Annotated in this window: 21 protein-coding genes and 2 pseudogenes; 3 read left to right on the top strand and 20 right to left on the bottom strand. The window is 41.2% G+C overall.

Annotated features, from left to right (window positions below; genetic code table 11):
• Nucleotides 1–577: 577 nt before the first annotated feature.
• The 20 genes and pseudogenes from HT729_RS12535 to nrdR form a co-directional block, all read right to left on the bottom strand.
• Nucleotides 578–1,120 (bottom strand): annotated as a pseudogene (locus tag HT729_RS12535) (sialidase); the annotation flags it as partial.
• Nucleotides 1,121–1,333: 213 nt separating this feature from the next.
• Nucleotides 1,334–4,017: pseudogene (locus HT729_RS00635) on the bottom strand (sialidase domain-containing protein); the annotation flags it as partial.
• A 288-nt stretch (nt 4,018–4,305) separates the two neighbouring features.
• Nucleotides 4,306–4,533 carry a hypothetical protein gene (locus HT729_RS00625; protein ID WP_054388273.1) on the bottom strand — a complete coding sequence of 76 codons (228 nt, stop codon included), beginning with the start codon at nt 4,531–4,533 and terminating at the stop codon, nt 4,306–4,308.
• Between the two features lie 792 nt (nt 4,534–5,325).
• Nucleotides 5,326–6,306 (bottom strand): acetylxylan esterase, encoded by a 981-nt coding sequence (locus tag HT729_RS00620; protein ID WP_023938360.1) that lies wholly within the window; start codon nt 6,304–6,306, stop codon nt 5,326–5,328.
• A gap of 316 nt (nt 6,307–6,622) precedes the next feature.
• A complete protein-coding gene (gene recG, locus HT729_RS00615) occupies nt 6,623–8,638 on the bottom strand; it encodes an ATP-dependent DNA helicase RecG (protein WP_055387377.1) in 2,016 nt (671 codons plus the stop codon).
• Nucleotides 8,639–8,656: 18 nt separating this feature from the next.
• Complete coding sequence (alr, locus tag HT729_RS00610) at nt 8,657–9,760, bottom strand: alanine racemase (RefSeq protein ID WP_172925966.1); 1,104 nt, start codon at nt 9,758–9,760, stop codon at nt 8,657–8,659.
• Entirely contained in the window at nt 9,750–10,112 is a 363-nt protein-coding gene (acpS, locus tag HT729_RS00605; RefSeq protein WP_000634996.1) for a holo-ACP synthase, read from the bottom strand. Before acpS ends, alr begins: the two co-directional genes overlap by 11 nt.
• A gap of 44 nt (nt 10,113–10,156) precedes the next feature.
• Nucleotides 10,157–11,188 (bottom strand): 3-deoxy-7-phosphoheptulonate synthase, encoded by a 1,032-nt coding sequence (locus HT729_RS00600; RefSeq protein WP_000864063.1) that lies wholly within the window; start codon nt 11,186–11,188, stop codon nt 10,157–10,159.
• A 1-nt stretch (nt 11,189) separates the two neighbouring features.
• The gene (locus HT729_RS00595) at nt 11,190–12,221 is read right to left on the bottom strand and encodes a 3-deoxy-7-phosphoheptulonate synthase (RefSeq protein ID WP_000232197.1); all 1,032 of its coding nucleotides are present in this window, start codon (nt 12,219–12,221) and stop codon (nt 11,190–11,192) included.
• An 80-nt stretch (nt 12,222–12,301) separates the two neighbouring features.
• A complete protein-coding gene (secA, locus tag HT729_RS00590) occupies nt 12,302–14,815 on the bottom strand; it encodes a preprotein translocase subunit SecA (protein WP_172925965.1) in 2,514 nt (837 codons plus the stop codon).
• A gap of 145 nt (nt 14,816–14,960) precedes the next feature.
• Entirely contained in the window at nt 14,961–15,248 is a 288-nt protein-coding gene (locus tag HT729_RS00585) for a hypothetical protein (protein WP_172925964.1), read from the bottom strand.
• A 10-nt stretch (nt 15,249–15,258) separates the two neighbouring features.
• A complete protein-coding gene (locus HT729_RS00580) occupies nt 15,259–15,909 on the bottom strand; it encodes an ABC transporter ATP-binding protein (protein WP_172925963.1) in 651 nt (216 codons plus the stop codon).
• Between the two features lie 3 nt (nt 15,910–15,912).
• Entirely contained in the window at nt 15,913–16,554 is a 642-nt protein-coding gene (locus HT729_RS00575) for a hypothetical protein (RefSeq protein ID WP_172925968.1), read from the bottom strand.
• Complete coding sequence (locus HT729_RS00570) at nt 16,547–17,338, bottom strand: hypothetical protein (RefSeq protein WP_172925962.1); 792 nt, start codon at nt 17,336–17,338, stop codon at nt 16,547–16,549. The genes HT729_RS00575 and HT729_RS00570 overlap by 8 nt, the downstream gene beginning before the upstream one ends.
• A gap of 33 nt (nt 17,339–17,371) precedes the next feature.
• Entirely contained in the window at nt 17,372–17,707 is a 336-nt protein-coding gene (locus HT729_RS00565; protein WP_172925961.1) for a hypothetical protein, read from the bottom strand.
• An 81-nt stretch (nt 17,708–17,788) separates the two neighbouring features.
• On the bottom strand, nt 17,789–19,099 hold the full coding sequence (gene der / locus HT729_RS00560; protein ID WP_172925960.1) for a ribosome biogenesis GTPase Der: 1,311 nt from the start codon (nt 19,097–19,099) through the stop codon (nt 17,789–17,791).
• Nucleotides 19,100–19,112: 13 nt separating this feature from the next.
• Entirely contained in the window at nt 19,113–19,826 is a 714-nt protein-coding gene (locus tag HT729_RS00555; protein ID WP_023935676.1) for an NADPH-dependent oxidoreductase, read from the bottom strand.
• Nucleotides 19,823–20,719, bottom strand: a complete 897-nt coding sequence (gene dnaI, locus HT729_RS00550) for a primosomal protein DnaI (RefSeq protein ID WP_023935675.1) — start codon at nt 20,717–20,719, stop codon at nt 19,823–19,825. The genes HT729_RS00555 and dnaI overlap by 4 nt, the downstream gene beginning before the upstream one ends.
• Complete coding sequence (locus HT729_RS00545; protein ID WP_172931555.1) at nt 20,720–21,889, bottom strand: replication initiation and membrane attachment family protein; 1,170 nt, start codon at nt 21,887–21,889, stop codon at nt 20,720–20,722.
• Nucleotides 21,890–22,363, bottom strand: a complete 474-nt coding sequence (nrdR, locus tag HT729_RS00540; RefSeq protein ID WP_172931554.1) for a transcriptional regulator NrdR — start codon at nt 22,361–22,363, stop codon at nt 21,890–21,892.
• 139 nt (nt 22,364–22,502) lie between these two features.
• Between nrdR and HT729_RS00535 the strand changes: the two genes are divergently transcribed.
• Genes HT729_RS00535 through HT729_RS00525 form a run of 3 tightly spaced genes read left to right on the top strand, consistent with a single transcriptional unit; the run spans nt 22,503 to nt 24,352 of the window.
• Nucleotides 22,503–22,868, top strand: coding sequence for a GntR family transcriptional regulator (locus HT729_RS00535; RefSeq protein WP_000119149.1), 366 nt, complete (start codon nt 22,503–22,505; stop codon nt 22,866–22,868).
• A 4-nt stretch (nt 22,869–22,872) separates the two neighbouring features.
• Nucleotides 22,873–23,568 (top strand): ABC transporter ATP-binding protein, encoded by a 696-nt coding sequence (locus HT729_RS00530; RefSeq protein WP_004256110.1) that lies wholly within the window; start codon nt 22,873–22,875, stop codon nt 23,566–23,568.
• A 16-nt stretch (nt 23,569–23,584) separates the two neighbouring features.
• A complete protein-coding gene (locus HT729_RS00525; RefSeq protein ID WP_165778262.1) occupies nt 23,585–24,352 on the top strand; it encodes a hypothetical protein in 768 nt (255 codons plus the stop codon).
• Nucleotides 24,353–24,517 lie beyond the last annotated feature (165 nt).

Below are 24,517 nucleotides of genomic sequence, written 5' to 3'. Positions count from 1 at the left end.
GACTTCGTCAGTTCTATCCGCAACCTCAAAACGGTGTTTTGAGCTGACTTCGTCAGTTTCATCTACAACCTCAAAACGGTGTTTTGAGCTGACTTCGTCAGTTCTATCTGCAACCTCAAAACGGTGTTTTGAGCAGGCTACGGCTAGCTTCCTAATTTGCTCTTTGATTTTTTGAGTATAAGGACATGTTGGATTCTATGTGCTGTATTGTCAACAATACACTCTTCTTCCTGTATATCTACCAACATGATTTACAGAATTTTATTTTACTATAATTTTACCTATATTCCAAGACAGAAATAAAATAATCAAGAACAAAAACGCATATAACCAATAACTAGCTATATGCATTTTAACACTTAAAGCGAACTGTTAAGTTGCGACTAGTGGTATCCAGTCCTAAGTAAGTCGGAAATATACAGTTTATTTACGACTAGCAAGGCATTTACCCGGCAATAAGAGCCCATCTAAATTGACTTTTTCTTAAAGTAGAAATTTCTACGAAAACTATCTAAATAAACTTTTAATCTCTATGACGGACAAAACATGTCTCAGTTATTCATCAACATCCAAGGTTCTAGTAGTTGACCCACTCCCCATTGGAGTTAACTTTATAACCATCTACTATAGTATTAACCGCTAATCTTCCGCTTTCATTGACATAGTACCATTTGTCTCCAACTTGGAACCATTGATTTACCTTCATTGCACCAGATGATTCCTGATAGTACCAATGGTCTCCATCTTTTATCCAACCAGTTGCCATTGAACCGTTAGCATTGAGATAGTACCACACACCACTGGATTCAACCCAGCCAGTAGACATTGCTCCGCTCTCACTCAAATAATACCATTGGTTACCATCTCTGACCCAACCAGTTGCCATTGAGCCGTTAGCATTGAGATAGTACCACACACCACTGGATTCAACCCAGCCAGTAGACATTGCTCCACTCTCACTCAAATAATACCATTGATTACCATCTCTGACCCAACCAGTTGCCATCGCACCAGTAGAACTCAAGTAGTACCATTTATCCGCTTCCTGATGCCAGCCTTTCACCACTTCACCAGCAGATGTATAAAAATACCACGCACCATTTTCTTGCTTCCAACCAGTCGTTATTGGAACTTTAGTCTCAGTTTTAATAACATCTCCTACATAAGATTGGAGGTAACGAGGAGCAAAAGAAGTAAGAGGAGAGTTTGCTACCATTCTATCTGAAGACCCCAAAGATAATTTATCCTTCTCTGACTTCCTTTCTGTCATCTCCTCAGATACATTTTCTCTTACTGTATTCATGGTCTCGACAGGATTTTCTTTCGCATCTTCAGGAATTCTACTGCCAGCTAGTATAACTGGTAAATCATGCATACTGTCAATTCTACCGGCCAGTAGACCTGTAATTTCTTGACCTGCATCTTCTTTATTAAAGGTGAAAAGTAGAGTTTTTTGATCTGCTTGGGTCAAGAAGGTAGCCTTGTGTCCATTCGCTAAAGTCAAAGTCGGAATAGAATTCACTAGTACCTCAGAATCAAATTGCATAGCTAAGATACCTTGTTCTGCATCCTCTTCTTCTGTTTCCAATTTACGAACGTCCCTGATAGTTACACTCGTTGGATATACCGGATCTTTTGTTAAAAAGTCCCAATTAAATTTTCTAAATGATAGGGTATAGTCATTTTGTCCTTTTTCAGTGTGTTCATACAAGATACCATACTCCCCATTTCCTAATTCTTGGAGCGAATTATAGGCAAACTCTCCTTTTTGAATTGGTCTATGATGTAACCAAGTCAAGTCTCCGTTGTCCTCTACACGAGCCAAATGAGCCATTCCATTCGTCCGTTTAGGTCCTCCTGAATTGGTTAAAATGATGTATTCTTTTCCTTCGTGCATGGTGTGAATAGCAGCCATTTGGACATAAACATCTTTAACCTGATTGTATCTCTTGATTTCCTTGTCCCAAGTTTGCCCACCATCTTTACTTGTGGCAACCTGTAAATCACCCGTTAATCCTCTCATAAAGAGTTTCACATCACCATTATTTAACTGTACAGCAACTGACTCTGTATTTTGGGCAGGACTATTATTCATAGTTGAGGAATGAATTTTCCTTCCGCCTACTGTCCTATCATCATTGACAGCAGCTCCAGCCTGCCATGTTTCTCCATGGTCATCTGAATAAATCAAACGAGAAGACTGGGATCCGCTTAGATGGGAGATAGCATTGGTGGTATAAGTAGGAACTAAGATACGACCCTTGTGCTCTCCTGTTCTAAGCACAATTCCTGTACCTGGACCTGTTCCTAAAAATTTCATCCAATCTTGGCGAATTGATGGTGTAATATCTCTTGGTTGCGACCATGTTTTCCCATCATCATCACTATAAGAAAGCCACAAATAGCTCGTATAGGCTACACGAAATGGATTTTTAGCAGATGGAGCAAAGTAGATATTCCCAAGAAGCTCTTCTCCTTTATAGAGGTCACCCTTATCTCTGTAGGCTTCTTCTTTTGGATCCACTACAACGCGATAATCTGTTTTTTGATTATTTGCATCATATACTTCTCCGTTTTCTCGGACAGTATATGCTTGATTTTCCCCTTGTTTATATAGTAATTGATAGTGCTTATCTCCAACTTGTTGATAAGCTTTTTGAGGTTTGTTTGGCATTCCAAAGACAGCTCGACCTTCTGGAAACATATCGTAGATTGAAAAAATTCTCTTTGTGGTAGGATCTTGAACCAAGACCATATCGATATTAAGTGGAGATGGTGCCTGCGGATCTTTTGCTTCTGGATTGTCTCGCAAGTTGGTCAAGGTTAAGGTTGGCTGCCAAGTAGTTCCCCCATCCTCACTTCTCCTAACGACCATAGCAATATCTCCCCAATCAGAATGGTGGAGACGACGCTGATCTGCCCCTGCCAGTAATGTTCCTTTATCCGTACGTAGCAAAGCTGGAATCCGATAACTCTTAATTCCTTCACTATTTGGCTTACCATTGACACCGCTCATAAACAACTCTTGCTTCTCTGTCAAGACTGCCCCTTCAGGAAGTGACGGCTCAATATCTGTCACATCAAATAACTGGCTACGTTTTTTGACTTCCTCTGGAGTTAGAGCACGATTGTATACAGTCAGATTACGAATAGAGAGATTTGAGCCCCACTTCAGTTCTCCTGCTCTATTAGTTGCACCTAACTGAAGTTTATCCACATCTGGCATGTCTGCCAGGAATTTCCCTGACTTTTTATTCGTACGAGATAATACACCATTCACATAAAGACGAACCTGACCATTTGGACTATCCTTTCTTGGTCTTTCAACAGTAAAAGTAACCGAATTATACTTGCCTGGTCTAATCTTCAAAGGCGCATCTGTATAACTTCCATAAAATTGGCTACCATCAGCTCCACGTCCCTCTATCAAAGCTGTCCCATTATTGATTGCCATTGTAAAGTACTCATTTACTTTAGTTGTACTGGAAGCAGAAAAGAGATTGTAAAAACTAGGACCATCAGCAGCCGGTTTGAACTCCACATGAACAGTTGCATTTTGGAGTCCCTTTACTTTCTCTAATTCATCAGACAAGTCTACTCTTTTTCCATTTGAATCATTCGTCTCTAAGTCATCTTTTTCTATCACTGTTTCGACATTTTCCAAATCTCGTGCATAGTAATCTCTTGGAATTTTTTCTTCTTGCTTATCTTCCCTTTCTTGTTCTTGCTCATTGCCAGAAAGTTCAGTCTCTGAAACAGACTCTACATGCTCTGCAGGAAGAGTTATATTTTCTCCTTCCTCAGAAGGCTGGCTCTTTTCTGTATCAGTTAGGGTTGAGCTCCCCCCCCCCCCCCCGAAAGTTGAGTTTCATTTGCCAGAGGTTGCTCACTCGCCCCTTCTTGAGCTAAAACAGGAGACGTTCCAAACACCACTGCTCCCACAATCATAGAAACCGCTCCTACCGATAGTTTCCTAATGCTATAACGACACTTACGTTCTTGAACATTCCGATTCATACTGTTCCTCTCTATATCTATATCCCGATTTCTGAAATAAGACATTTACTCCAGAAAATGCACTTAGTTTGTCTTTTCTTAACTTTCTTTTACTACAGTTCATTTAAATGACAAAAATGAACTAAACAAACTATCTCAAATTGGTGCCAAATTTCCCCTCTCCTTTCTCCGATCAGACTCCTACCAATCTAGTTTATCTACCAGGACACCGCTGCAATTAAACTAAAATATCTCTTTATAAGCAAATTATTGGACATCAGCTTATGCTATTTACACCATACTTCCTGCTCAATCCTTATCGAACACTTTTTCAAATAGCTTTTCATAAGCATAAATACTTGTAGAAATAATGGGAAATATAATCAAGCTCACAATCAGAATCTTATCCAGCTTAAAGGGGACAATCCCAAATAAGTGAAGAAATAAATCAATCAGAAAACTGTCGAAAAAAACTGTCAAAAGTAGTTCAATTTGTCTTTTTCTCTGCTTTTTTGTCTTGAATACCTTAAATATCATATTATTCCCCTTTTCTAAGCTTCAATCCCTTCTCTCTATCTGTCATTTCGCATAGCTGCTACTATTTTTACAGCAATCTATCTTTAAATATACATAAAGATAAGATTCTATCACTTTTTATAAGTGTTAGCAAATTTATTATACCTCATTTCTAAAACGCTTTCAATACAGTGTAGTATAATAGATTTTAGTTTCAAGAAACTCTTTTGTATAATAATATCCTTGAAAGTAGTTTCAGATGAACATTTATAGTCCATAAAAAGAAAACAGAGACTCATCTGTTTTTTACACTCAATGAAAATCAAAGAGCAAACTAAGAAGCTAGCCGCATGATGCTCAAAACACTGTTTTGAGGTTGTAGATGAAACTGACGAAGTCAGCTCAAAACACCGTTTTGAGGTTGTAGATGAAACTGACGAAGTCAGCTCAAAACACCGTTTTGAGGTTGTAGATGAAACTGACGAAGTCAGCTCAAAACACTGTTTTGAGGTTGTAGATGAAACTGACGAAGTCAGTAACCATACCTACGGCAAGGCGAAGCTGACGTGGTTTGAAGAGATTTTTGGAAAGTATTAACACCTACAGACAAGCCTGACGATAGCAAGAACTACCCTACTCGATAGGTATCGGCTTTTGCTTTCTGAAAAAAATTATTTTAAGCAATTTGACAAAGCTAGCAACAAAAAATTCTATAAATATTTCCATGATAAAACGCATAGTATCAAGTCTTCTTAATCCCCTGATACTATGCGTGTTTGTGATTTTTAAGATTTTGTGCCTAGAGTCGACTCCTTATTTTAGATATTTGAAAGGAATCTCACTCCCACAGAGCCAGTTATAAACCTGGTCATTGACAAAAACATTCATGGCTTCGTGGGCATACTCAGGCATGATGCGATAAGCCTTATCGCAGATCAAACGATTGTAAATCGCAAACTGGGTAATGGGATAGCAAACATCGTCGTCCAAGCCCGTAATCATCTTAACCTCACCTTGGATACGATGGGCAAGATTTTTGACATCGATATAGGCAAGGGTCGCCATGATTTCCTCCTCTGTTTCATGAAAAGGATCGTGGAACTTGAAATAACGGAAAAGTTCATCATAGGCCTCACTAGTATTGCCAATCTCAATCACCCGTCTGAAGTCTGACAAGAAGGGATAGATGGAAACTGTTTTCTGAATTCGAGGATTGAGCGCTGCTGCAACCAAAGCTAGAGCACCACCTTGAGAGGCACCATAGCTAGAAAGACGCTTCTCATCTACCTCAGGCAGATTAGCAATAATTTCAACCAACTGGTAAATATCCAGATAAACATCCTTATAAAAGAGGTGATCCCGACCCTCCACAGCACCACGGATAATATGTCCCTTAACCGTATTTCCTAGAGGAGAACGCAAACCGTCTTGTGAATAGCCCGACTGGCCTCGAACATCCATGGAAACAACACCGTAACCAGCTACGGTGAAGCCCAGCATGTCGGCCCAATCCCAGCCACGTCCCATATAACCATGAAAATGGAAGATTAGTGGAACCTTCTCCTCACTCTTTGGAAGAACAATGCGTGCATAAACCTTTCCTTCCTTGCTTCCTTCAAATGTTAACTCATAGCACTTGACTTGAGGAATGTGGAAATCTCTTTCCTCCAAGTGGTAGGATGGAGGTGTGGAAACATTTTTCACTTCCCCATCCCAGAAAGCATCAAAGTCTTCCGGAACCTCATCCCTTCCTCTATAGGTCTTAATTTCTTCTAGCAAAGCTGGATTTTTCATAGCATGCTCCTTTTATTTTGTAATCGTTACCACAACTGTAGCATATCTATGTAATCAATGCAAGAAAGAAGGGTAAATAGAAAGTGAATTTAGATTCTTTACTTTTAGGATGATGGGCTAAAAGTAGTTTTAGAAACGAAAAAAGAGCATTTCGCTCTCTCTTCTGTTTATACTAGTTTTTTGCTTCTTTCTTTTGAAAAGTGCTTGGGTAATTTACTTTAATCGTTACTGTCATATGAGAGTCCTCGTTTCTTTTTGATGACTCTAGTATAAGGGCCAAACCTGAAAGCTAGCTTAAGTTTTCCTTAGAGAAAGCTTAATCCAGATGTTCTTTCTTTTCCAGATGAAAGGCAATCATGCGCCACTCTGGATCCTCTTGCCAGCCTTCAATAGAACTAATGTAACTAGCAACTTTTCTAGCTTCTTCTAAAATCGGAAAATCCTCGATAATATCAGCCACTTGGAACTCTGGAAGCCCTGACTGTCTGGTTCCAAAAATCTCACCAGAACCACGCATTTTCAAATCTTCCTCCGCAAGGACAAAACCATTGGTGGTTTCTGTCATGATGCGCATGCGGTCTTTCCCAGAATCCGTCTTGGGATTGGCAACAAGAACAGCATAGGACTGCTTGTCCCCCCGACCCACACGACCTCTGAGCTGGTGAAGCTGACTAAGCCCGAAGCGATCGGCATCCATGATAATCATGACAGTCGCATTTGGAACATTGACCCCAACCTCGATAACCGTTGTTGAAACTAGAATATCTGTTTTTCTCTCCTTGAAATCCTGCATGATCTGGTCTTTTTCGTCACTCTTCATCTTACCATGTAGAAGAGCCACTTCTGCCTTACCTGCAAAATGAGCCGTCAACTCCTCTGATAAGGCAATGGCATTTTTCAGATCTAGAGCTTCTGATTCTTCAATCAAGGGAGAGATGACATAGGCTTGAGAACCTTTTTGAATTTCCCCCTCTAACCAAGTCAAGACCTGAGGTAAGTGCTCATGCTTGATCCAGCGTGTCACAATAGGCTTCCGACCTGCTGGCATCTGGTCGATAATGGAAACATCCATATCTCCGAAGGCTGTGATGGCCAGCGTCCGTGGAATGGGAGTCGCCGTCATCATGAGGACATCTGGATTGTCGCCTTTTTCCCGTAAAATACGCCTTTGCCCCACACCAAAACGGTGCTGTTCATCGATGATAATCAAGCCAAGGCGAGCATAATCCACTCCATCCTGAATCAGAGCGTGGGTTCCGATAATCAAATCAGCCTCACCCTTGGCAATGGTCTCCAAGACTTCTCTCTTTTCTGCAGCTTTTAAGGAACCTGTCAAGAGAGCCAGTTTTAGGTCTGGAAAGAGACTCTGTAGACTCTCAAAGTGTTGCTCTGCGAGAATTTCTGTTGGTACCATGAGGGCTGATTGGTAGCCAGCTGTCACTGCCGCAAACATAGCCAAGCCAGCGACCACCGTTTTTCCGCTCCCCACATCCCCTTGCAAGAGACGATTCATGTGGTGATCCGACTTCATGTCTGTCAAAATTTCCTGTAAACTCTTTTCTTGAGCTGGGGTCAAGGAAAAAGGTAGATTTTCTTTAACTACTGTCACTTTTTCCTGAGACCAATTCAGAACCAGACCACTTCCCTGAACTCTATTTTCAGACTTGAGCGTCTGCAATTGCATTTGAAAATAAAAGAGTTCCTCAAATTTGATACGGCGAAGAGCCTGCTTGTATTCTGCCAAATCCTTGGGGAAATGCATGGCACGAACAGCCTGACAACGGGACATGAGTTTGTATTTGTCCAGCAAAGACTGGGGAAGATTTTCCTCAATCAAGAGGTCCAGTCCCTGATCAAAGGCTGTCTTGATAACTTTGACCAGACTGGCCTGACTGATTCCCTGAGCCAAGCGATAGACAGGTTGGAGATCATCTTCCACCTGAGCCAGGACCTTCATCCCAGTCAGACTAGCCTTGGCACGGTCCCATTTTCCAAAGACAGCAAGAGTTGCTCCCAACTCTATCTTATCAGCTAGATAAGGCTGGTTAAAGAAGTTCACCGCAAAAACGACTTCTCCCTGTTTGAGGCTAAAACGCAGGCGATTGCGCTTAAAACCATAATACTGGACACTGGCAGGAGTCACGACTTGACCAGAAAGAACTGCCTTTTCACCGTCTTCCAGATCTAGCACCTGCTTAGTCTTAAAATCTTCATAACGGAAAGGAAAGTAGAGCAAGAGATCTTGCAAATTTTCAATTCCTAGTTTGGCGTATTTTTCTGCTGACTTTGGTCCCACACCAGGTAAGACATGCAAGGGTTGATGTAGATTCATGCTCCACTCCTTTCTTTTCTAATAATATTCTCTCGGAATGCGGTCGCTAAGGAGACAAACTACCTCGTAGTTAATGGTTCCACGGTAGGCCGCTACCTGAGTAGCTGTGATTTCCTTGCCCCCGTTAGAACCAATCAAGGTTACCTTGGTTCCGAGTGGGTAAGGCTTAGGCAGACGAATGGTGATTTGGTCCATCGAAACTCGTCCAACAATTGGGCAAGCTTGACCATCTACCAAGACAGAGAAATTTTCCATATCTCGTGTCCAACCATCCGCATAGCCGATTGGCACCGTCGCGATGACTTGCTCACTATCCGCTTGATATGTCGCTCCGTAGCCCATGCAAGCTCCAGCTGGAACTGTCTTGACGTGAACCAAGGCAGATTCCAAGGTCAAGGCTGGAATCAAGTCATAGGGTAAATCCAAGACCTCTCCGCTAGGATTGAGACCATACATAGCATCTCCCATACGAACCGCATTGAAAATAGTCTCTACATGCCAAAGAGTCGTTGCAGAATTACTGGCATGAACCAGCTCTGGAAGACCTTTCATACTTGATAGAATGGTTTTAAACCGTTCTAACTGGGCATTAAAATAGTCATCTGATTCCTCATCAGCAGTCGCAAAGTGGGTAAAGATTCCTTCAACACGAACACCGTGTTGTCTGATCAAGTCTTGAGCCTGATCAGCCTCACTAGCCTCTCTAAAACCAATCCGTCCCATGCCTGAGTCAATCTTGAGGTGGACAGTCAAGCCAGTTAAATCTGCTTCCTTATCTAACAGTGCTTGAATCCACTCCAATCCAGCCACTGTCAAGGTGATGTCATATTCTTTAGCTAGAGTAACAGCTTCTAGCTCAGAAACTCCTAAAATAAGGATTTTCTTGCTGAGTCCAGCTTGTCTGAGTTCAATAGCTTCATCAATATTGGAAACGCAAAAGCCATCGACATCATCTTGAATCGCATTGGCAACAGCTACTGCCCCATGCCCATAGGCATTGGCTTTGACCACTGCCCACTTGAGTGTCCCCTCAGGGATATGAGCCCCCATTTGCTGAATATTGTGTCGAATAGCTCCCAGATGAATCAGAGCCTTGGTTGGTCTATGCGGACTAGCTTTCATGATTTTCCTCCAAAATGACACTGGCTGTCACAAACTGATCGGTATGGCTGATAGATAGCCAAATTTTTCCTGAAAATGGTGACTGACTAAAATAAGGCGCCCCGCGTTCATTGTTTAAGACTTCTAAATCCTGAAAACCGAGCTTGCCAATTCCCGTTCCCATGGCCTTGGAAAAGGCTTCTTTAGCCGACCAGCGACCAGCCAAATATTCGATTTGCCTGCGCCCTTTAAGACTGTTAAACCGTTCCATTTCCTTGGCTGTCAGCACGCGCTTGGCAAAGCCTTCATGTCGTGCAGCCGCTCTTTCTATCGAAGCCAATTCTTCGATGTCAATTCCGTGTCCAACTATCATTCTCATCAAAAGGAGTTGAGATTCCCCAACTCCATCCTTTTCACTTATTCTGCCAAGGTAGCATAGATTTCTTCTACCAAGGCCTCTGTATTTTCCCAACCTAGGCAAGGATCTGTAATAGAGCAGCCAAAGACCTCTGGTTGGTTTTGACGACCATCTGCTAGGTAAGATTCAATCATAAATCCTCGAACTGTCTTTTTAATTTTCTCATTCCAATCACGATTTTGCAAGGTCTGGCGAACAATTCGAATCTGCTCCATATACTGCTTGCCTGAGTTATCATGGTTGGTATCAATGAGGATAAAGGGATTTTCAAGTCCCATGGTTTCATAGCGTTCAATGGCTTGGAGTAGGTTTTCATAGTAGTAATTCGGCATATAATTGCCATACTCGTTAACTGCTCCACGGAGGATGACATGGGACAAAGGATTACCTGAAGTCTCAACTTCCTGCCCATGATAAAGGAAGGTTTGCTTATTTTGAGCAGCATAGATGGCGTTAAACATAACACCCAAATTTCCTGAGGTTGGATTTTTCATCCCTACTGGTGCATCAATCCCAGAAGCCACAAAGCGGTGCTCTTGGTCTTCCACAGAACGAGCTCCAACAGCATGGTAGCTGACCAAGTCATCCACCAAGATTAGATTTGACGGATAAAGCATCTCATCTGCCGTCGTCAAACCAGTCTCTGTAATCACTCGGTAGTGCAACTGGCGCACAGCCTGCAAACCGTTAATCAGGCTTGGAGCCTTAGAAGTGTCTGGCTGGTGAACCAACCCTTTATAGCCGTCTCCGTTGGTACGAGGCTTAGCAGTATAAACGCGCATAACCATGAAAATCTTGTCCGCTACCTTCTTTTGCAAGGCTGACAAGCGGCGGGCATATTCCAAGACAGCTTCTTCATTATCAGAAGAGCAAGGACCAATTACCAAAAGGAGACGGTCATCTTCCCCTGAAATAATGTCTGCCAATTCCCTGTCACGGCTTTCCTTGAGTCTCAAGGCTTCCGCAGACAATTGGGTTTCAGCCTTAATGACTTCCATATCGATTTCTTGACCTTTTTCAATAAATGCCATCTTATTCTCCTAACGTTTTGTAAATTTCTCTGACAAGAGCTTCTGTGTTATCCCAACCCAAGCAAGGGTCTGTGATAGACTTACCAAATACTTCTGGCTCATTTTGTCGACCATCTTCCAGATAAGACTCAATCATAAAACCACGAACGAACTGCTTAATTTTTTCATTCCAAGCACGGTTAATCAAGGTCTGGCGGACAATTCGGATCTGTTCAATATACTGCTTACCAGAATTGTCATGATTGGTATCAATGATGATAAAAGGATTTTCCAAGCCCATTTTCTCATACTGGGCAATGGTCTCAATTAAATTGTCATAATAGTAGTTGGGAATATTGTTACCATACTCATTAAGAGCACCACGAAGAATAGCGTGTGAAAGCGGGTTCCCAGTTGTTTCTACTTCTTTTCCTAAGAAAAGGAAACTTTGTTTGTTTTGAGCAGCATAAATCCCATTAAACATGACATTGAGATTTCCAGAGGTTGGATTTTTAAAACCAGTAGAAAATCCTGCCCCACTTGCCACAAAGCGGTGTTGCTGGTCTTCAACTGAACGGGCACCAACTGCCATGTAAGAAATCAAATCATCTACAAGCGGAAGGTTTTCAGGATAAAGCATTTCATCAGCAGTTGTCATCCCTGTTTCTGTGATGACACGATAGTGAAGATGGCGAACGGCTTTGATTCCATTGATAAGACTAGGCGCTTCTGTCGCGTTAGGCTGGTGAATCAAGCCCTTATAGCCATCTCCGTTGGTACGGGGTTTGGCAGTATAAACACGCATAACCATAAAGATACGATCTGCCACTTCTTCTTGTAGGACTGCCAAACGCTTAGCGTATTCAAGGACAGCTTCTTCGTTGTCAGATGAGCACGGACCGATTACCAAGAGAATCCGCTGGTCTTCTCCACGCATGATGGCTTCTAGCTCTTGATCGCGCTGTGATTTTCTCTCCAAAGCTTGGCCTTCTAATTTTGATAAGGCACGAACTTCTTCGATATTTATTTTAGGACTTTTTGCTGTAAATACCATAAGTCATCTCCTTATAAAGCAAACGGATACCAAGTAAAAATTTACTTTTCACAAGATATCCGCCTCTAAACTATCTCATTTTATTGTCTTTTACCGTGACAATTTTTAAACTTCTTACCAGAACCACATGGACAAAGTTGATTGCGTCCAATCTGGCTCAAATCCAAATCTTCTGGCATACTTGCTTGGTGAGCAGCGATATTGCGAGTCGCTGTTGTACTGATATGGCGTTCTGCCTGTGGTCTTTCTTGTTCATGAATTTGTGCTTTCATCATCAAGCGTGTCACATCAAACTCAATCGAACCAATCATATCATTAAACATACGGAAACCTTCTGCCTGATACTCAACAACAGGGTTGTTCTGAGCATAACCACGAAGTCCAACCGCGTTACGCAATTGATCAAGGGCATCGATATGATCTGTCCACTTGTTATCCACCACTCGTAGAATCAAAACTTTTTGGAATTCTTTAACTGCTTCTTCATCGCGTAGTTTTGAAACCTGACTATCATAAACCTTCAAGGCACGTTGGAAAAGCTCTTCCTTGATGGCCTTATCAGACAAGCCTGACAAATCTTCCATCGTAATAGAATCTTCTGGAAGCAAGTTGTACTTAGCAAAGTTCAAAATTGCTTCAAGTTTTTCATCTTGTTTGGCACGCGCATGACCATCGACGACACGTTCAATCGTGCGTTTGTGCATAGCCTGAATTTCAGGTGCCAAGTCACGGTCTGCAGTGATGACATCGTAACGTTGAGCATAGATAATCTCACGTTGTTCACGCATGACATCGTCGTATTGAAGGACTTGTTTACGGGTATCGTAGTTATTTCCTTCGACACGTTTCTGAGCTGCCTCAACCTGACGCGTCAACATACGAGACTCAATGGCCTCTTCAGACATATTCAAGCGTTCAAATATGCCTTTCAAGCGTTCAGAACCAAAACGTTTCATCAAATCATCTTCAAGAGAGAGGTAGAATTGTGACTCACCTGGATCTCCTTGACGACCTGAACGTCCACGAAGCTGGTTATCGATACGACGACTTTCATGACGTTCTGTACCAATCACACAAAGTCCTCCAAGTTCACGAACACCTTCACCAAGCTTGATGTCAGTACCACGACCCGCCATGTTGGTTGCGATGGTAACGGCACCACGTTGACCAGCATTCATGATGATTTGGGCTTCTCTATAGTGATTTTTGGCATTCAAGACTTCGTGAGGAACACCAGCTGCGACCAATTTCTTAGAAATATAGTCACTAGTTTCAACCGATACTGTACCAACCAAGACAGGCTGACCCTTTTGGTAACGAGCCTTAACGTCTTCGACAACCGCTTTAAACTTAGATTCGATACTTGCATAAAGAAGGTCTGAGTGGTCAATCCGTTGAACAGGACGGTTTGTTGGGATTGGAATAACACGAATGTTGTAGATTTCACGGAATTCTTCTTCCTCAGTCTTACCTGTCCCCGTCATACCAGACAATTTCTTGTACATACGGAAAAGGTTTTGATACGTGATTGAGGCAGATGTCTTGGTTTCATCCTGGATTGGCACACCTTCTTTGGCTTCAATAGCTTGGTGCAAGCCATCAGAATAACGACGACCTTCCATGGTACGACCTGTAAATTGGTCGACAATCAAGATTTCTTGCTCTTCGCTCACCACATAGTCAATATCGAGAAGCATGATGTAGTTGGCACGAAGGGCGTTATCGATAAAGTGAGTCAAAGCCACGTTTTCGATGTCATAGAGATTTTCAAGCTTGAAGTAGCTTTCAGCCTTGTCAATCCCTGAATCAGACAAACCAATAGTCTTAGACTGCACATCGATGATGTAGTCGTCTTTGTCCAACGATTTTACATAGTGGTCTGCCATATGGTAGAGCTGACTGGTTTCAACTGCATTAGCACCTGATACGATCAAAGGTGTACGGGCCTCGTCAATCAAGATAGAGTCAACCTCATCGACCAAGGCATAGTTAAGCGGACGTTGTACCATGTTTTCAGCACGAACGACCATGTTATCACGTAGGTAGTCAAATCCGATTTCTGAGTTGGTTGAGTATGTAATATCACACTCATAGGCTTCTTTTTTCTCCATTGGAGATTTGGCAGCCAAGTTAATCCCTACTGACAAGCCAAGCCATGAGTACAATTCACCCATCTCAGTCGCGTCACGTTCTGATAGGTATTCGTTAACCGTAACTACGTGAACCCCTTTGCCTGAAAGGGCATTGAGGTATACCGGCATAGTCGCAGTCAAGGTTTTCCCTTCCCCTGTACGCATCTCTGGCACGTCACCATGGTGAAGAACGATTCCCCCCATGACCTGAACCTTATATGGGAAGAGACCTAGGACACGTTTGGCACCCTCACGGACAACCGCAAATGCTTCATAAAGCAATGAATCCAGCGATTCTCCATTTTGATAACGTTCCTTAAATTCAACTGTTTTTGCTTTTAGTTGGTCATCAGTCAAAGCAGCCATTTGGTCTTCGTATTTGAAAACCTTGTCAGCCATCTTTTCCAGACGACGGATTTCTCCTTTATCATTTTCGATAATTGTTTTTAAAATATTAGCCATGTTTTTCCTTACTTTAAATTCCGAATATTTTAGAATGTTCTTTTAATTTTAGCACAATTACTGATTATTTTCAAGGAAGAATCCCCATTTTGAAAAGGAAAAAGAGGCTAGTTTTCAAGCTAACCTCTCTGACTTTTATGATACTTTAATTGCCAAGAATCGGCAAAATAGCAAATAGGATAAATAAGTTAATCCAAAGAGAAAGACAGCAGATCAATCCAAAAACAAAGAGACTGACTTTCTTGGACAGCAAGGCCATCAAAATAGACAGAATACCAAAAACTAGCAAGACTTTCTGTATGCTGAAGAGGTCAATCTTTCCCCCCAGAATCGGACTGTCCCAAGGAAGAAAGAAGAAAGCAATCCAGATTAGCAGAACTAAACCAATATAAACCTTGGAATAGCGTGTAATAAATGATTTTAGATGTACCATAAGCTACCTCCTAAGCTTGTATATCTTTTGAATACTGTATATGCCCATTTTCGACAACTAATACATCTGTACAAAGGTCTGAAATATCTTCCGATATGTGTGATGTCAGGATAAGCAGACCATTTTCTTTTTTAAGGTAAGATAAAATGACCTGTTTGGTTAACCTCACACTCTTCTCATCCAAAGCATTCATAGGTTCATCGAGAAAGAGTATAGATGGTTCGGCAATAAAGGCTTGAATCAAAGCCATTTTTTGTTTCGTTCCTAAGGATAAATGACGGTACTCAACGTCTTCAAATTCCTGTAAATCATAGTATTGAATCCAATAGGCAATTCTTTTTTCCGTAACTTTAGATGAAAAATACCTTAACAGTTCCAAATTTTCTCTCAGGGATAAATGAGATAGAAACTCTACCTTTTCAATTAAAATCCCTGCATCCTGAATATAATGATTTTTTACCCCGTAAACTTTGCCATCTTGAAGAACTTTTCCTTTGTCAAGCTTAATATAACCAGCAAGTACCTTTAAAAGAACCGTCTTGCCAGATCCATTATCACCTTTAAGGCCATAAATTTTTCCTGATTGAAACACCAAATTCAACTGATTTAAAATAGGTCTTTTCGCGTAATTTTTCTGTCCATCTATAATTTCAAGTCTCATCGTTTATCCTTTCTTAAATTTCTCTTCCAAACGACTAACAATCAAGATAACCAATAAACTTAGGAGTCCTAAATATACTATTACAATATGATCCATCATCCATTCTTGTCCCACAAATGCTAAAAAATAGAGAAAAAAGGAAAAACCAGCGCCCGCACTAATCAGTGCTATCAGATAAGACAGTAGCAAGTACAACATCATTAACTGAGCAAGTAAAAAGAAAAGTACGACTGTTTTGAAATGAATTCCTAGCGGAAGTAAACCAAGAAACCAGACAACTAAATCTTGAGTAAAAAATTTAGAGATGACAACCAATCGTTTCCTTGTATAATCGAAAAAGGAGCTTGATTGATAGCGAATCAAGTGATGGTAATGGTCTGCCAAATCACTTTCAAGCAAAATGACAGAGAGCCATCCAACCATGAAAATCGAAAGGTTTAACAAGAGTTTGGGGATTTCTAAATTCGCTTCAGAATAGTCATTATAGGAAAAGATTGAAATCAATTCCCTCTTGAAAAAGAGAAAAACATCCTGCTTTTGAACCGCTATTGACAATAGATAGTTAATCAAAATCATCATCAGAACTATACGAAGTAGTAAAACGATCTTTCTCTTTAGCCAAATATTGTTAAAGTTCTTAAACATTATCTTCATATTTTTTAAGTACCATATAGGGGACAATATAAAGGATATAAGGAGTAAAGAGTCTCATCAAACTTACATCCCCATAGCTAGCTTGCATCAAACTCGTCATAGGAACCATATAGTAAGGCAAGGCACTATAGAGTAACATAGAACCAAGCCAAAGAAACATCAAATAGGCAATTGCCGAACGAGTCACATTCCCTAAATAATCAACTATTTTTAAAAAATAGACCGTATTGATGAAGATACCGATTAGAAGGACACAAGTAAAGAACAAATAGCTTGTTATCTCTCCATCCAAGAACCTTTGTAAACTACTCCCATTAGAAAATAGAGAATTCCATTCAAGAGGAGAAAAAGTCCCAAAGAAATAAGTTAAAATTGCAATTATCAGCACAGTCACTAAATATATCACACAAGGGATACTTGCAAGTTGAAAAGTCAACTTTCTTTTTAACCCTTGATAACTCACTTCTCTTCCAATACTCAATCGTAAAACTTTATTTTTCAGCTCAATATATTGAAAACCTAGCAAAACAATGATGATTGGAATAATAAATGATTGATAAAAAACTAGATTGAACTGGAGAATACGAAAATCTAATGCTGATTTTAATAAGTCATTTTTAATTGCTTGTCCATCGAATTTAGCTAGATCGGGCGCATGAATATCAAAAAAGAAATAAGTCATCAAAACATCACGATAAACCAAAGCAAGAAAAAGCAAAGTAAGCAAGACATAAACAAATTTATGCCTTGCCAAAGTTAAGAGAGGAATCTTCATAAGCCACCTCCTACAAATAAAAACCGATATAAATCAATGCCTCCCCGCTTTAGACTTCCCTAGTTCCCGTCTCAAGCGAAGCATTTTTTTGAAACAGAAATAAGTTAACCTATTCAGACCAATAGCTAGCAGAATAAAAAGAAACCAAATGCCCCATAACTTGATATCTGTCACATTTCTCAAGACGATATTGAAAAACAGAACTGAAATAACTGTCCAAGCAAGGCTAAAAAGAGCATAGAGGGGAATGTAAAACCAGTAAAAATAGTAAAAAATTGGGAAAAATTTACTTTCTCTATTATCCTTTTCAATCCAGCTGAAAAAGTAAAACCAGGGAAATAAGATTATCAATTTAAATAAATGTTTCATCGACACCTCCTTTTTGATAGCGTTTTCTATTATTTTATTATATCAAAAAAATCTGGAAATGTCATTCCAGATTCTACTTTTTTATTTACGCTTTCTTGCGATGAGATGGATTGGAGTCCCCTCAAAGACAAAGGCATTGCGGATTTGATTTTCCAAGAAACGCAGGTAAGAAAAGTGCATAAGTTCTTCTTCGTTGACAAAGATGACAAAGGTTGGTGGTTTAGTTGCCACTTGGGTCGCATAGAAAATCTTGAGACGTTTTCCTTTGTCTGTCGGTGTTGGGTTGATGGCAATGGCATCCATGATGACATCGTTCAAGACAGCTGATGGAATACGTGTATTTTGACTTTCGCTGATTTGCTTGATCATCTCAGGAAGTTTGTGGAGACGTTGCTTGGTCAAAGCGGATACAAAGATAATCGGTGCGTAAGGCAGGTATTGGAACTGCTCACGGATATCTTCTTCCCAGTTTTTCATAGTGTGGTTATCTTTTTCAAGCGTATCCCACTTGTTGACCACGATAATCATCCCTTTACCAGCTTCATGGGCAAATCCTGCGATACGCTTGTCGTACTCACGAATGCCTTCTTCCGCATTGATGACCATCAAGACCACATCTGAACGGTCAATAGCACGCATGGCACGCATAACAGAGTATTTCTCGGTATTTTCATAAACCTTACCAGACTTACGCATACCAGCCGTATCAATCATGGTAAACTCTTGACCATCTGTATCTGTAAAGTGGGTATCAATGGCATCACGAGTTGTTCCAGCAACAGGACTAGCAATAACACGGTCTTCGCCCAAGATAGCATTGATCAAACTTGATTTTCCAACGTTTGGACGACCAATCAGGCTAAACTTAATGACATCTGGATTTTCTTCTTCATATTCATTTGGAAGGTTTTCCACAATCGCATCTAGTACATCCCCTGTACCGATACCATGGACAGATGAGATAGGCAGTGGTTCACCCAAACCGAGGGCATAGAAATCATAGATATCATTTCGCATCTCAGGGTTGTCCACCTTGTTAACTGCGAGGATAACTGGTTTGTGGGTCTTATAAAGCTTACGGGCTACGTATTCGTCCGCATCGGTAATTCCTTCCTTACCAGACACGACAAAGACGATAACATCGGCTTCTTCCATGGCAATTTCTGCCTGGTGCTTGATTTGTTCCATGAAAGGAGCATCGACATCATCGATTCCTCCTGTATCAATCATGCTAAAGGAACGATTGAGCCACTCACCCGTTGCATAGATACGGTCACGTGTCACTCCTTCGACATCCTCTACAATGGAGATTCGCTCACCAGCGATCCGATTAAATAGGGTTGATTTCCCAACATTGGGACGTCCTACAATGGCAATAGTTGGTAGGGCCATAATTTCTCACTTTCTACAATAATTTCTTCTGTTCAAGATTTTTTCTAGTTGAGCTTGGTTCAGCTTGACCAAACTGTTCTGCTAGGCGCTGACTCCAGCTTGTGGTCGCACGCGCCCCAGCATAGTCAGCCTGTACACGGTCATAAGCCTCAATCACATCAACTGTTTGTTCCTGATATTCTTCCTCAAACACCACTTGATTCAATGGCAAGCGAGGTTTAACTTCATGTTCTTGATTTGGCACACCCAGTGCCATCCCAAAAACAGGATAGGTGTAGTCAGGCAGGTTAAAGAGCTCTGCCACTTCTTCTGATTTGTAACGCACCAAGCCAATAATGACACCACCATAGCCCAAGCTTTCAGCTGCCAGCAGGGCATTTTGACCAGCAAGAGCCGCATCGACTGAACTAATCAAGAGACCTTCTACACCTTGGGGTTGGAATGAATCGGTATGAAGCTGGGCTCCCTTTTCTGCTCGGTTCAAGTCTCCGACAAAGAGAAGGAAAACAGCAGACTGGCGAATAGCTTCTTGAGGTACCAATTCATACAGAGCATCTTTCTTTTCTTGACTTCGTACCACAATCACAGAGTAGGATTGGAAATTCTTCCAAGATGATGCCATCTGGGCTGCTGTCAAAATCTCATTTAAGTCTACTTGGGGAATTTCTTGCTCTTTAAACCTGCGCACTGAAGTATGAGCCTTCATCAATTTAATGGTTTCTGTCATCGACGGTTTACTCCTTCTAAACGAGTCTCCTCAGCCAAATAACGGATGCGTTCCATGACCCGTCTGGCTTCCCAGGTTTCGTCATTTCCATGTTTCACTTTCGCAAAATGCTTCTCCAAATCTTCAAAGTTGAAGTTGGATGTGAAAAAGGTCGGTAAATTTTCCTGCATCCTATATTGGAGAATGACCTGCAGGATTTCGTCACGCACCCAAACGGTTGATTGCTCGGCGCCAATATCATCTAAAATCAGGACCTCAGACAGCTTAATCTCATCCACCAAGGTCTTAACATTGCCATCACTGATAGCATTTTTGACATCAATGACAAAGCTAGGATAGTGGAGGAGAGTTGATGAAACACCACGTTTTTCTGATAAATCATGAGCTAAGGCCGCCACCATGAAACTTTTACCCACACCAAAGTCTCCATATAAGTAAAGACCTTTTCGAATAGCTGGATATTGCTCCACGAAGGCTAGTAGCTTTTCAAAAACTGGTAAGCGCCCCAAATCATCCAAGTCAACTTGAGCCAAACTAGCTTTCTTGAGACTGGCTGGTAGATTGATTAGCTTGAGACGGTTCTTAATAGCCGCTTCTTTTTCAGCCGCGATTAGCTCAGGAGTTTCTTCATAAGAAACATCCGCATAGCCATGATTCATAACCAAAATCGGCTTGTAGCCTTTGGCAATATAATCCGTATCACCACGAAGAAACTTGTCGCGCTCGGTGATGTACTGATTAAACTTGGAGATACTGCGATTCAATTCCTCTGGGGTCAGGGATTCTTGCTGGATAAAGGCCGCAACATCAGGGTCCTTCATGATTTTCTGGACCAAATCTTGATAATGAAAACGGCTAGGTTGACGTTTGAGTACGTCTCCGACACTTTCCATCTAATCTCCTCCTTTTTCTAATCGAGCTAATAGTTCTTGTTTCTTACGTTCTAGTTCCAGACGAGTTTCCTCGCTGGTTTCATTCTTATAATCTGGATTGCTCCACTTGGGTACATTGGACTTGGCAGGACTAGGGGTACTGCTTTTTTGAGCCTGATTCTTCTGCCCACGCTCACGGATTCGCAAGACTGCCTCTTCTGCCGAATGAATCTTTTGATAGGCATAATCATTAGCCACCTTCATGGCATATTTCTCATTGATGTTTGCCGAATCCACCTTATTAAAGGTCAATAAGAGAATAATATTGATGACTTCGTCCAGCAAGCCCAAACCAGCCATCTGTTGCAAGAGTTCTCTTTCTGTTTGGGTGATAGTTCCCTTGCGTGTTTGCTTGATTTCTGCCAAGAACTGCAGGGCAGTCTTACTCTTAGCTTCTTTGATAATGGTTGTTTCCTTAGGACTAAAGTCAGAGGAAACAGGTTTTTGAGCGATTTTTTCCCGCATGCGTTTGGTTGAAATGACTTGGGAAACAGCTGTTGACTTAGCCAATTGATAAGTTTCAAACCAAGTCCATTTCTTCTCCTCGGCAATGGCAAAGAGGTTTAAGACATCGGACTGCTCATCCGCAAAGCGAAGCCCATCTCGAGCCATAAGCTGACGAAAATGATCCAAGTCAAAATCGTTGGCCACTTTCTTCTTGAGACTAAGGTCTTCTTGACTTCCCAGTTCTGCTAAGTCTGGAAAGACTTGATTGAGTGAGACAGGTATTTCTTCACCCTCAGCACTTTCATCTTTCAAATCCTCCACAGCGGCATCACCAATCTTTTTCTCCAAAAGTCTGCGATAAACAGAATGCTCCAAGAAGTCTTGACTAGATAGAGGTGCATGGATAGCTAGCTGATAAACATCCCCCTTTTGATAGAGGGTTAAGAGATTGAAAGCAGATAGGATTTTCAAGGATTTTATCAATCTATCCATTCCAAAGTTGAGATGGTTAAGAATGCTTGAAAAAAGATATTCCTTTCTGCCATTATCCCAAAAACTAATCGTATAAAGATAAAGGCTCAGTGCCTCCTGACCGATAATCGGGAGGTAGCACTGTACCAGAGATGAGGTATCTTGCGACACCCGATTATTCTTTAGATAAGAAAAACGGTCAATTGGCTTCATTTATCTTTCCTTTTTCTTTTTAGAGGACTGGGTGATTTGTTGGAGCAGACTCTCTAACTCACTGACATCCTTAAAACTACGATAGACACTGGCAAAACGTACATAGGTAATCTCATCCAATTCAGCCAACTCCTCCATGACGAGTGAACCAATGTCCTCACTTTGAATTTCATTTTCATTTCGACCACGGAGTTTCTGTTCGATACGATTGACTACCATGTTGATTTCATCACTTGACACAGGACGTTTCTGGGCTGAGCGGATAATCCCATTAAAGATTTTATCTCTGGAGAATTGTTCCCGTGTGCCATCTTTTTTAACAACCACTAAGGTTCTTTCTTCTACCCGTTCGTAGGTTGTAAAACGGTGCTGGCATTCGTCGCACTCACGTCTTCTACGAATGGTGTTCCCTTCTTCTGCTTGGCGACTATCGATAACACTTGACTTGGTAGCCTCACATTTTGGACAACGCATCCTTTCCCTCCTTATCGTTTTCTTTTCATTATACCATTTTTTAAACGATTCCCAAAACAATTCTTCTTTTTGCTTGACAAGTTTTTTGTTTTGTTGTATTATTTAATTAAGACAAAGAGGTAAAAGAAAGGAGACCAAGATGTCCTGGACATTTGACAACAAAAAACCCATCTATTTACAGATTATGGAGAAAATCAAGCTTCAGATTGTTTCCCATACACTGGAACCCAATCAACAACTTCCAACCGTGAGAGAGCTGGCTAGCGAGGCTGGTGTCAATCCAAACACCATCCAAAGAGCCTTGTCAGACCTCGAACGAGAAGGATTTGTCTACAGCAAGCGCACAACTGGACGATTTGTGACTGAAGATAAAGAGCTGATCGCCCAATCACGCAAACAATTATCGGAAGAAGAATTGGAACACTTCGTTTCCTCCATGACCCATTTTGGCTATGAAAAAGAAGAACTACCAGGCGTAGTCGGCGATTATATTAAAGGAGTTTAAGCCTATGTCATTACTAGCATTTGAAAATGTATCCAAATCTTATGGAGCAACCCCAGCCCTTGAAAATGTTTCTCTTGACATCCCAGCTGGAAAAATTGTTGGTCTCCTTGGGCCAAACGGCTCAGGAAAAACAACCCTGATTAAACTAATCAATGGCCTCTTACAACCAGATCAAGGACGTGTCCTTATCAACGACATGGACCCAAGCCCAGCAACCAAGGCCATCGTAGCTTATTTACCTGATACCACCTATCTCAATGAGCAAATGAAGGTCAAAGAAGCCCTAACCTACTTCAAGACCTTCTATAAAGATTTCAATCTTGAACGTGCCCATCATCTACTTGCAGACCTTGGTATTGATGAAAATAGTCGTCTCAAGAAACTATCAAAAGGAAACAAGGAAAAAGTCCAATTGATTTTGGTTATGAGCCGTGATGCTCGTCTCTACGTTCTAGACGAACCCATTGGTGGGGTGGATCCAGCAGCCCGTGATTATATCCTCAATACCATTATCAACAACTACTCCCCAACTTCTACTGTTTTGATTTCTACCCACTTGATTTCTGATATCGAGCCAATCTTGGATGAAATTGTCTTCCTCAAAGATGGAAAAGTCGTCCGTCAAGGCAATGTAGATGACATTCGCTATGAGTCGGGTGAATCCATTGACCAACTCTTCCGTCAAGAATTTAAGGCCTAAGCAAAGGAGATTATTTATGTTTTGGAATTTAGTTCGCTACGAATTTAAAAATGTTAACAAGTGGTATTTAGCCCTCTACGCTGCTGTTCTAGTCCTTTCCGTTCCCCTGGGAATGCAAGGACACTACTATTCTTATATATCTTTCAAAGATAGCCAACCTTTCCTATTTATCTTTCTGGCTCTCGTCTTTGGCGGCTTGATAATTACACTGGGGATTTCAACTCTTTTCTTGATTATCAAACGCTTCAAAGGTAGTGTCTATGACCGCCAAGGCTATCTGACTTTGACCTTGCCAGTTTCTGAGCACTATATCATCACAGCTAAATTAGTCGGAGCCTTCATCTGGTCTATACTTAGCTCGGCTGTACTGGCTCTAAGTACTTTTCTTATTGTGACTATAACGGTTCCAGAATGGATGTCACATTATGACTGGTTCCCACTTGTAGGAACATACCTTCCTCAACTCTCTCTTGTGGGGTTATCCCTCCTACTAAATACCATTTCCAGTATCCTCTGCATCTACTTGGCTATTTCCATTGGACAACTGTTCAATGAATATCGTACAGCACTTGCTGTTGTAGCCTACATTGGTATCCAAATCGTCATTGGCTTTATTGAAGTTTTCTTCAATACCAGTACTAACTTCTATGTCAATTCACTTGCAGGATTTAATGATAATTTCTACATGGGAGCAAGCGTAGGCATTGTTGAAGAACTCATATTCATAGCTATCTTTTACCTCGGAACCTACTACATCTTGAGAAACAAGGTTAATTTGCAATAATTTTAAAATCAAAAAGGATAACATCTCATCACAGAGAGGCTATCCTTTTTGATTTTATCTCATTTTCCGTCTAACTTTATCTTACAGACGAATCCTTCTAACCAATTAATACTCTTCGAAAATCTCTTCAAACTACATCAGCTTCACCTTGCCGTAGGTATGGTT

The sequence above is a fragment of the Streptococcus sp. 79 genome, assembly GCF_013277425.1.
Lineage (GTDB): Bacteria > Bacillota > Bacilli > Lactobacillales > Streptococcaceae > Streptococcus > Streptococcus pseudopneumoniae.
The sequence above is the reverse complement of the archived record's forward strand: the minus strand, read 5'-3'. Positions and strand labels throughout refer to the sequence as shown.